General features: G+C 33.5%; 9 protein-coding genes. 6 read left to right on the top strand and 3 right to left on the bottom strand.

What is annotated here, in order from left to right; all coding sequences use genetic code 11:
• From P6733_RS16675 to P6733_RS16665, 3 genes are all read left to right on the top strand, one after another.
• A partial coding sequence (locus tag P6733_RS16675; RefSeq protein WP_306354087.1) for a hypothetical protein occupies positions 1-716 on the top strand: 716 nt, incomplete at its 5' end.
• A 13-nt stretch (positions 717-729) separates the two neighbouring features.
• Complete coding sequence (locus tag P6733_RS16670; protein WP_306354086.1) at positions 730-1296, top strand: DUF6705 family protein; 567 nt, start codon at positions 730-732, stop codon at positions 1294-1296.
• Positions 1297-1326: 30 nt separating this feature from the next.
• The gene (locus P6733_RS16665; RefSeq protein ID WP_306354085.1) at positions 1327-1881 is read left to right on the top strand and encodes a DUF6705 family protein; all 555 of its coding nucleotides are present in this window, start codon (positions 1327-1329) and stop codon (positions 1879-1881) included.
• Positions 1882-2063: 182 nt separating this feature from the next.
• Here the strand turns inward: P6733_RS16665 and P6733_RS16660 are convergent, their stop codons facing one another.
• The 3 genes from P6733_RS16660 to P6733_RS16650 all read right to left on the bottom strand — a co-directional run bounded on the left by P6733_RS16660 (position 2064) and on the right by P6733_RS16650 (position 6920).
• On the bottom strand, positions 2064-3482 hold the full coding sequence (locus P6733_RS16660; protein ID WP_306354084.1) for a RagB/SusD family nutrient uptake outer membrane protein: 1419 nt from the start codon (positions 3480-3482) through the stop codon (positions 2064-2066).
• Between the two features lie 11 nt (positions 3483-3493).
• Positions 3494-6604: a SusC/RagA family TonB-linked outer membrane protein gene (locus P6733_RS16655; RefSeq protein WP_306354083.1), complete on the bottom strand. Its 3111-nt coding sequence runs from the start codon at positions 6602-6604 to the stop codon at positions 3494-3496.
• A gap of 130 nt (positions 6605-6734) precedes the next feature.
• On the bottom strand, positions 6735-6920 hold the full coding sequence (locus P6733_RS16650) for a hypothetical protein (protein WP_306354082.1): 186 nt from the start codon (positions 6918-6920) through the stop codon (positions 6735-6737).
• A gap of 204 nt (positions 6921-7124) precedes the next feature.
• Between P6733_RS16650 and P6733_RS16645 the strand changes: the two genes are divergently transcribed.
• The 3 genes from P6733_RS16645 (at position 7125) to P6733_RS16635 (ending at position 10722) form a co-directional block, all read left to right on the top strand.
• Positions 7125-7583: an Lrp/AsnC family transcriptional regulator gene (locus tag P6733_RS16645; protein WP_306354081.1), complete on the top strand. Its 459-nt coding sequence runs from the start codon at positions 7125-7127 to the stop codon at positions 7581-7583.
• A gap of 449 nt (positions 7584-8032) precedes the next feature.
• Positions 8033-9007 carry a ribonucleotide-diphosphate reductase subunit beta gene (locus tag P6733_RS16640; protein ID WP_306354080.1) on the top strand — a complete coding sequence of 325 codons (975 nt, stop codon included), beginning with the start codon at positions 8033-8035 and terminating at the stop codon, positions 9005-9007.
• A 26-nt stretch (positions 9008-9033) separates the two neighbouring features.
• Positions 9034-10722, top strand: coding sequence for a ribonucleoside-diphosphate reductase subunit alpha (locus tag P6733_RS16635; RefSeq protein ID WP_372339311.1), 1689 nt, complete (start codon positions 9034-9036; stop codon positions 10720-10722).
• Positions 10723-10869: the final 147 nt, after the last annotated feature.

Here is a 10869-nt window from a genome sequence, read left to right as displayed (position 1 = left end):
ATTCAAATCCTTCTAATTCTGGATGGTGGAATTATGGCGGAAGCAGTGGCGGAGCAGGAAATAATCCTGAGGAAGCAGCAACTACTCCTTGTAAAGAGATGAAGAAGAAGGCAAATGATGCAGAATTTAAAGGGAAATTAAATGAACTAAAAGCAAGCCTAAACGTAAATTATGAAACAGGATTTTTAATGACTACAAATGGAACTTCTACTAGTTACGAAGCTATTGAAGGCTTGCCAAATGAGCATGAAATAGGACTTTCACCAACAAGTCCTATTAGTGGATATATGCATACTCATGTAGTTGGAGATTCTAAAACTGGTTTTTCCACATTTTCAATAGCCGATATGAAAGCCATTTATCAATTGTATCAAGGCGGTAATATCCAGAATACATCGACGTTTACCGCAGGAATCGTGTCCAGTCATGGCACCTCGTATGTCATGATGATTGAAAATGCAACAACCTTTAGTAACTTTGGAAGTGCAAGTTTTAGTAATAATACTGTTATGGAACAAATGGAAAATCTTTATAAGGGTATGTATGATATGGCAATTAATTTATTTCCTGAAATTCAAGCACGTGAATTTGCTTTACTAACAGTGTTAGAAGGTTCTGGGCTTAAATTAATGAAAGCAAATGCCGATTTTAGCCAATGGAGCAATATCAGCAAACCTACATCAGGAATGAGTATAAATGTTAATAATTGTAATTAATAAAAAGAAAATTATGAAAAAGTATATAGGTTTTCTAATAATAGTGTTTTTATCTAGTTGTGCAATACATGGACAAGAAAAAGTTATAATTTTTAAAAAGGGGGAATTACTTGAATTTAAAAAAGGTAATTACTATAGAGCTCCAGATGAGATAGAAAAAGGAAAACCTTTTGAAGGAGTTTGGGAATACAAAAATGGAAACGAAAATTTGGCTATCAAAATTGAATTAAAAAAGACTTTTTTTCCAAAAATGGGCTTTTATATTGATGCTTACCAATTGAATTATTTCTATAATAAAGGAGATAATAATATAATCACTAACTCTACAATAGAAAACAATAATAAAACAGGGAATATTTTAGAAACAGATTTAAGAAAAATGCGTTTTAGTTCCTATGATATGATTAAAAAAAGAAACATCTATATTACATTGGATTTATTAGATAACAATAAAATTAAAATAGAATTAGCGAATTTTGAAGATAATACTTCTTCAAATAAGACTAAGAGAGATTTAACCTTTTCAATCCCAACAGGTATTATTTTGACGAAACAAAATTCTAGTAAAGCAACAGAGTAACAATAATGACTTTATCTTTTATATAAATCAATGAAAAAGTATATAGGTTTTCTAATAATAGTGTTTTTATCTAGTTGTGTAATACATGGACAAGAAAAAGCCATAATCCTTAAAAAAGGTAAAGTTCCTGAATTAAAGAAAGGGGACTATTACAGATTCTCAGAACAGATTGAAAAAAGCAAACCTTTTGAAGGCTTATGGGAATACAAAAATGGAAATGAAAGCTTTACAATCAAAATAGCAATAAAAAAGACATTTATACCTAAAATGGATGTCTTTTTTGACCAACCTCAATTGGAATATTCTTATGATAAAGGAAATGGGGAAATAATATCAAATGCTTCATTGGATGGTTACATGAAAGGTGGTAGTGTTATCGAGTCGGATATTATTAAGTTTACAACTTCCGATGTACTTAAAGTGAAGACAATATATATCGAATTAGAATTATTAGGCAATAATCAAGCTAGAATGACATTAAATAATATTCCAGGAGGAATAACAGTTGTTTTACCAGGTGAACCAAAGCAAAAAAAAGATAGGACTTTTTCAATTCCAACAGATATTATTTTAACAAAAAAGTAATTAAAAAGTACTTGAATAAAAAAAGCCTTTCGATTAAGAAAGGCTTTTCTTTTATAGAACAGTTTGATTTGGTACATTCAAGTATATACATGTCTTATTTTATATAGAAAACCCCTTGAAATCAATGAAGATCTCAAGGGGTTTTTCGTGGTGTTCTAGTGGTTGGGTAATGAGTAATACTATTATCGGTTAGCGTTGATGTTTGCAGGAATATTGGTGTTTGCATCAATTTCTTCCTGCGGGATTTTCAACTCAAAACGTTTGTCATCTGTATTTAAATTAATTAACGTTCGGTGATTCCCTGTTCGGGTAATACCGCGAAGTAAACGTTTGGCATCATACCATTCTACTCCATTTTCTCCGTAAAACTCTTTTCTTCGTTCCGTAAGGATTTGCTCTATAAGTGCATTTCCAGAAGCCGTTGAAGGTTGAGCTTCCGTATCACGATTTAGGCGGATAGCATCCAGTAATTCTCGCGCTTTAGTTTGATTGCCCAAATGAAATTCCGCTTCCGCTTCAATTAAAATCATTTCAGGATAACGAATTAATGGAATATCAGCATCAAATGTAAATTTGAATTTTGAAGTCACATACTGTTGCCAGTTGCCTACAGGAGCATTATATAAGTTTGAGAATAAATTTCGGACATCTGTAGATGAAAATAAATTTACAAAATCATTATTCACAAAAGTACCATGATATGCTACTGCAACGTGATCCATCATTGCATGTGGATGTGACATATAATAAGCTGTTTGATCATTCGATTGCGGCAAACCCCATAACCATTCTGTCTTATTAATATCATTAAATCCTTGATTGTAATCGGCTGCCTTTAAAACAACAGAAGGATTACCACCATAGGCATTGATTGCAGCTGTTTTTGCTTTGTCCCAATCACCAACGTATTGATATACCTGTGCTAAGAAAGCTTGAGCTACGTGATTATTAACATAAGATTTATCAGTACGACTGGCTGGTAATTCCTGAGCAGCTGTTTCTAAATCGGACAAAATCTGATTGAAAAATTCTGTTTTGGTCGACATCGGTCTTCCTTTTGAAGTCGACTCAGTATAAATAGGAGGGAACTCCAAATTTTTTGAAGACTGATAAGCATCCCCAAACTCTAAAGCCAATTGGAAATAATAGAATCCACGCAAAGCCAAGGCTTGAGAACGAGTTTCTCTTTTATCCGTTTCACTCAATTGTGGGCTATTTTCCACTCCTTTTATTAAATTATTCAACTGATCGATAATTTTATAAGTGAATCTCCATGTAAAAATAGGGCGCGTATAAGTAGCCTCTCTGTTTTGGAAATCATAATCATCGCCAAACCAAATTTGTTTCTGTATTAAAGCATTTCCTCTTACGCTTCTGGCGAAATAAATAGATTGTAATCCAGCCCCTTCATTATTGTAAAACTGCCCTCTGCTCAATCGTAAAATACCAGCCATAAATGCATTCACCCCTTCACGATTACTGAAAATAACTTCAGGTTCAATGTTCTGCGTTGGTTTAGGTTCATCCAGATAATCTGTAGAACAACCAATTTGCTGTAAACTAAGCGTTAAAACAGCTATAATTATAAATATTTTTTTCATGTTTTCGGAACTTAAAAATTAAGGTTAAATCCTAAAGTGATTGTTCGTTGAAGTGGCGATCTAAAATTGGTCACACCATTTAAACTTTGTTCTGGGTCAATCCCTTTATGAGATTGGAACGTAAGTACATTATCAGCCTGTAGATATATTCTCGCCTGACTGATTTTTAATTTACGAATGTTCTCTATCGGCAAACTATAACCTACCGTTAATGCTTTCAATCTCAAATAATCATTTTTGAATAAAAAGCGAGATGAGGTAGAAGCAAAGTTATTGGTTGAATTCAGTAACAAAGGAACATCGGTAATATCACCTGGTTTAGTCCATCTTTGTTCTAAATCTGGAGAACCCTGTCTTCCCGTTGAAATACCATTCATTAAAGCAGCATAATCAGAATCATATACATAAGAACCCAAACTAAAATTGAATAATACATTCACATCAAATTGTTTGTATCGGAATGTATTCGTAAATCCTCCTGAAATTTTTGGCAGAGATGATTGGTTGTAATAACGAGTTGCATCATCATAATTTTTTGTAGTCACTCTTCCAGTAATATTTCCATTTGCATCAACTACATCTTTATACCATTGAGCATAACCATCATTTGGATCTACACCCGCATATTCTCGAATGTAGAAATCGTACAACGAACGGCCTACTTCCCATCGATTTAATCCATTGATGAAAGATTCTTGGGTAAGTGCTGAGATTTTATTGCGATCCAATGAAAAATTCAATTGAGTATCCCATGTAAATTTATCCTGTTTGATATTGTGTGAAGTTAAGCTCACCTCAAGACCATAGTTACGTACTGCTCCAGCATTTGTTAAGATACTAGTATTACCCGTTGAAGAAGCAATTGGTACATTGTACAAAAGGTCGATCGATTTCTTGTTGTAATAATCTACAGAACCTTCCAGACGATTATTGAAAAAACTAAAATCCAATCCAATATTAAAAGAAGCTGTTTTTTCCCAAGTTAGATTTTTGTCTACGCGATCGCCCAATTCTACACCAGGATTAGTCAATTGACTATGTCCTGTTTCAAAACCTTGAATGTAAGGGAAAAACGAATCCGTTTGATTGTTTCCTAATTCACCATAAGACGCTCTTAGTTTCAAAAGATTTACATACTCATTGTCTTTCAGAAAATTTTCATCTGAAATTATCCATGAAGAACCTACAGAATAAAAATCACCCCAACGTACTTTATCTGCAAAACGGGATGAACCATCTTTTCTATACGAGGCTTCTAAGAAATATCGGTTTGCATAGCCATAACTAACTCTCCCTAAAATACTATTCAAACGATCTTCAATCTTATAACCTTTTACAGATTCTGGCGTTGTTCCTCCTCCAATAACGGTCACCCCAGGTAAAAAACCTGTAGATGATGCGGAGAATAAATCCTTTTTAGACTGATAGGCCTCATAGATAACATCTGCTCCAATTTTGTGTTCACCTAGAGTAATATCATAGCGTAAAGCATTGATGAAATTCAAGGTACGGGTAACTGCTTTTTCACGACTTACTCTTCCTTTTACACTAGATGCCTGTCCATAAACAGAATTTGTGTAACGATCGATATCAGAAGAATAATCTTCAAATGCCAGATTTGATTTAAAAGATAAGTTGTCGGTCAATTGAAATTTGGCATACCCATTCAAATTAATATTGCTTCTACCAGTTCCATTTTTGTCATTGTATAATGATCCTACAGCATTATCACCACTCATGAATGGACGAACCCCATTTACAGATTGAGGTGTATTACCATAATCATAAATTGGAGAACCATTGTTCTGTGTGATTATTCCTCCCGTTGGATTTCTTCTGTAAACAGAATAAACACTTGGAGTAGAATACAGCCAGTTCATGGCACTAGTAAAAGAAGTTCCGGATTGTACAGGGAAATTTTGATTGGAGGAGGCATAGGCAGCACTACCACCAATGTCTAACCAGTCGTTTACTTTTGTATCAAGATTTAAACGAAGGGTAGAACGTTCAAATTTAGAGGTCTTCACTAAACCTTCTTGATTTAGGTAATTTCCCGATAAAAAGTAAGAGGTATTTTCACTACCACCGCTCACATTAAAATTATATTCATTTCTAAAAGATTGTTGTCTAAACAATTCCTCTTTCCAGTCTGTTTCCCAAATTAGTTTTGCATCTGGATTGATTTGACCATTGTTGTTGATGAAATTTGCTGTTCCATATGGATTATAGCCTAATGCACTTACTAAACCTGAAGTTGCAGTATTGGCTGCATTTTGAGGCGTTTGCCCTTGAACATATTGAAATGTATTTTTACGACCTTCCCACAGATACTTTACAAAATCATTTGTTCCCAATACATCATGAGTTTTTACAGCATTGCTGGCAATACCCGATGAAACCCTGAAATTTACTTGAGCAGGAGAATTTCTCTTCCCCGATTTAGTTTTGATTACAATTACTCCGTTCGCTCCACGTGAACCGTAAAGTGCTGTAGAAGAAGCATCTTTCAAAACATTCATGGATTCAATTTGATCGGAACTTATCGAGTTAATATCGCCATTATAAGGAACACCATCCACAATTATTAAGGGAGATGCCGATGCATTAATGGAACCAATTCCACGAATACGAATTGTTGGACTTTCTCCAGGTTGTCCGCTAGAGTTAATGATTGTTACTCCCGGAACAGATCCTTGAAGTGCAGAAAGAACGGATGTTGCTTGTTGTTTTTCAAAAACTCCAGTACCAATCTTTCCTATAGCACCAACTACAGCTCTTTGTTTTTGTGTACCATACGCTACGATTACAATTTCTTCTAAGCCTAAAGCCTCTTCAGCAAGTTGAACTGATATACTCGTTTGATTGCCGACTTTAATTTCTTGGCTTTTGAAACCTACATAGGAAAAAATTAATACATCATTAGCGTCGGCTTTTATAGCAAATTTTCCATCTAAATCAGTTTGTACACCTTGGTTTGTACTTTTTAATAGTACTGATGCGCCAGGCAATGTAAGCTTGGAGGCATCCGTTACAACTCCAGAAATTTCTTTTTGCTGTGCAGCTGCTATTTGCACAACGAAAAGTAAAAATCCAAATAGAATTTTGGGTAATTTAATTTTCATTTTTTAAGTTTTTAATTAATTTTAGTAGCATACAATCGTACCTCGTTTTTTAGCTGCTATAAAAAACGGTACAAAAAAAAGGAGGCTCCCACAAGCCTCCTTTATATGATAAAGATGTTAGCTTATTGTGTTAACTAATATCCATACACCAACCTTGAGTGGATAGGATAATATTTGTAGAAGTAGTAGAGATACAACAGATTCCCATATAAAGACAGCACCCCATACACAGCATCATACCATTTGTAAATCCAAAAAGTTTTTTAGATAACACAGAAGCATTTTGAGTACCGTTAATAGAATGTAAAAGAATCATAACAATGTTGACTTTAAAATTGATTTTACTAATTTGAAAAAAGGATATATTTTGTTGCCCATTTTTCTTGAGCAAATTTATTTAAAAATAATATATTTTGGTTATTTTGAATAAAATCAGTAAATTTTACTTTTAATTAACTTTTTACTAGTATTTATTTATAGTTTTGTAATCACGTTTATTCTTAAATTAGAAAATTATCCTATGACTACACTTGATGCAATAGATAGAAAACTACTGTTAGAACTTCAAAAAGATGCAAAACAATCGATAAAACAGCTAGCAGAGAAAGTAAACTTATCGATAACACCCGTTCATGAGCGAATAAAGAAACTCGAATCTACAGGTGTAATTCAGAATTATGCAGCAGTAATAGACCCCAAAGCATTGGGTAAAAAATTATTGGTGTATTGTCAAGTAACTTTAGTAAGACACCAAGAATCGTTATTTGAGGAATTTGAAGAATATGTTTTAGGCTTAGAAGAAGTTTTGGAAGCCTCCTATATTGCAGGAACCTATGACTTTTTATTAAAACTATTATTAGAAGACATGGAAGATTATCAAAACTTTGCAGTACATAAAATATCCAAGTTAGAAATCATCTCCAATATTAAGAGTGCTTTTGTCATTCGTAGTATTAAAAACACTTCTATAATCAGTTAATATTCCAGAAGTAAATCCTTTCTTATTTAAGGTATTTTAGATTAAATAAGACTGAATAAAAATAGTGGAGTTAAAATTTGAAAAAACAAAGTCAAAAAAAGGGCAATTGAACTTGAAAAAAAAGAAAACCATTTTCGGAAATAATTTTATCGGTTGATAACTATTTTTTGGACGCGAAAATAGCCTTGATTTTACCTGTTTATAACTTTTGGTTTATTTTTCGATTTCTCATAGTTTATGTAAGCTCGTCAAGAGAAAAAGAGTTGTTGATAAATATAAAAATGATTTGGAATAAATCCTGTTGATAAAACTCTTGCTTTTTTGAGAAAGTCCATGAGGCAAAAAATGGGAATGTTGTATTTTTGAGTAACACAGAAATAGTTCTTTTTTGAATAAAAAAATGAACGGTTTTTGGACCCTTAGAAGTTCAATATTTAATCCTATTATATATGTCTATTTTCGATAAAAGAATCAATTATAAACCCTTTGAATATCCTGAAATTCTGAAGTATACAGAGGCTATCAACAAATCATTTTGGGTACACAGTGAAGTAGATTTTACAGCAGATACACAGGATTTTCACTCTCATCTTACTGAAGCAGAGAAAACAGCAATCAAGCATAGTTTATTAGCAATTGCTCAAATTGAAGTATCAGTAAAAAGCTTCTGGGGGAATATTTACGAGCACTTTCCAAAACCAGAATTCAATGGACTCGGAAGTACATTTGCCGAATGTGAATTCAGACATTCTGAAGCCTATTCTCGTTTATTGGAAGTACTAGGATACAACAATGAATTTGAAAAACTTCTGGATACTCCAGTCATTATGCAGCGGGTTGAATACCTATCAAATGTTTTAAAAGATACCCGTTCCCAAGACAATCAAAAATACTTAGTCTCATTGATTCTGTTCAGTATATTGATAGAGAACGTTTCACTTTTCAGTCAGTTTGCTATCATATTATCCTTCACCCGTTTCAAAGGATATATGAAAAATGTAAGCAATATTATTGCTTGGACTTCAGTAGATGAACAAGTACATGCCAATGCAGGTATTTATATCGTAAACAAAATACGAGAAGAATTCCCTGATTATTTTGATGCAGAAACCATAGAAATGATTCGTACAAGTGTCAAGGATTCAATCAAAGTAGAATCGGATATTTTAGATTGGATTTTTGAAGATGGAGAAATTGAAATCATCAAGAAACAAGATTTAGTGAACTTTATGAAATTCCGTATCGACGAAAGTCTAACGCAAATTGGAATTGATACCGTATTTAATGTGAGTGCAGAAGAATATAATAAAATGGCCTGGTTTGAAGAAGAAGTTTTTGCAAACAGCTTGGATGATTTCTTTGCAAAACGTCCTGTAGATTATACAAAACACGATAAGAGCATTACCGCAAACGATTTATTTTAATTTTAGAAAAGTATTATATAAAAGCTATGGATATACAAGATATTTCTCAAATGAATAAAGAAGAAGCCATCAATAAATTATGGTGGAAAAATACAGAAAGCGAGCAAATTCTAAACAGAGGATACTTATTAAAAGGAGAAACGGTAGAAGGAGCAATTGATCGAATTTGTACTGCTGCTGCCAGTAGATTATACCGACCAGAGTTGAAAGAATCTTTTCAAGAAATGATAGAACGAGGATGGATGAGTATCAGTTCACCGGTATGGGCCAATATGGGAACAGAGAGAGGATTACCAATTTCTTGTTTTAATGTACATGTACCTGATCATATAGAAGGAATAACCCATAAACTAGGTGAAGTGATCATGCAAACGAAGATTGGTGGTGGAACATCGGGTTATTTCGGAGAATTGCGTGAAAGAGGAAGTGCTGTTACCGATAATGGGAAGAGTAGTGGAGCAGTAAGCTTCATGAAACTTTTTGATACCGCCATGGATACCATCTCGCAAGGCGGTGTTCGTCGTGGTGCCTTTGCTGCTTATTTGGATGTAGATCATCCCGATATTGAAGAATTTTTGAAAATCAAAAGCATTGGAAATCCAATACAAAATCTTTTTACAGGAATCTGTGTACCCGATTATTGGATGCAGGAAATGATAGATGGTGATACAGAAAAACGTACAGTATGGGCCAAAGTATTAGAAAGCAGACAACAAAAAGGATTGCCATATATCTTTTTCTCAGACAATGTAAACAAGAATAAACCTCAGGTTTATAAGGATAAAAATCTGCGTATTAATGCTAGTAATTTATGCAGTGAAATTATGTTGCCTTCTTCAAAAGATGAATCTTTTATCTGTTGTTTATCTTCAATGAATTTGGAGCTATATGATGAATGGAAAGATACAGAAGCAGTGAAACTAGCTATCTTTTTCTTGGATGCAGTATTGCAGGAATTCATTGAGAAAACAGAAGGAAATTATTATTTGACTGCGGCCAATCGTTTTGCTAAAAGACACAGAGCTTTAGGATTAGGAGTATTAGGCTGGCATTCCTATTTACAAAAGAATATGATTCCATTTGAGGGAATGGAAGCTAAAATGAAAACAACTGAAATCTTCAAATACATTCAGGAAAAAGCAGATAAAGCGACGCAAGAATTAGCACGCATTTATGGAGAACCAGAATTATTGAAAGGATATGGCAGACGCAATACAACAACACTAGCCATTGCGCCGACAACATCGTCTTCTGCTATTTTAGGACAAACCTCTCCCGGAATTGAGCCTTTTAGCAGTAATTACTATAAGGCAGGGCTTTCAAAAGGGAATTTTATGCGTAAGAATAAATACCTTAAAAAGTTATTAGAGGAAAAAGGATTAGATAATGAAGAAGTGTGGAGAGAGATTATGCTCAATGGAGGTAGTGTACAGCACATGACACAATTATCACAAAATGAAAAAGATGTATTCAAAACATTCAAAGAGATCAGTCAACTAGAGATTATTCAACAAGCAGGAATCAGACAGAAATTTGTGGATCAAGCACAAAGTTTGAACTTGAATATACCTTCTAATTTACCAATTAAAGATGTGAACTCGCTACTGATTGAAGCGTGGAAATTAGGTGTTAAAACATTGTATTACCAACGCAGTCAAAGTGTGTCAAAAGAATTCATTACTAATTTAGTGAGTTGCAGTAGTTGTGAGTCTTAAAATGATGGTGATAGTATATAAAAAAGAAGCCCAATCATATCCTTATGATTGGGCTTCTTTTTTCCTGAATTAAACGACTTTTGTAGTCTTATTAATCCTTACGAAATGAGTAAAAATAAAAAACCCTTGAGATCGTTAGAAATCAAG

The sequence above is a fragment of the Flavobacterium aerium genome, from assembly GCF_030766725.1.
Classification (GTDB): domain Bacteria; phylum Bacteroidota; class Bacteroidia; order Flavobacteriales; family Flavobacteriaceae; genus Flavobacterium; species Flavobacterium aerium.
This window is presented reverse-complemented; position numbering and strand designations above follow the sequence as displayed.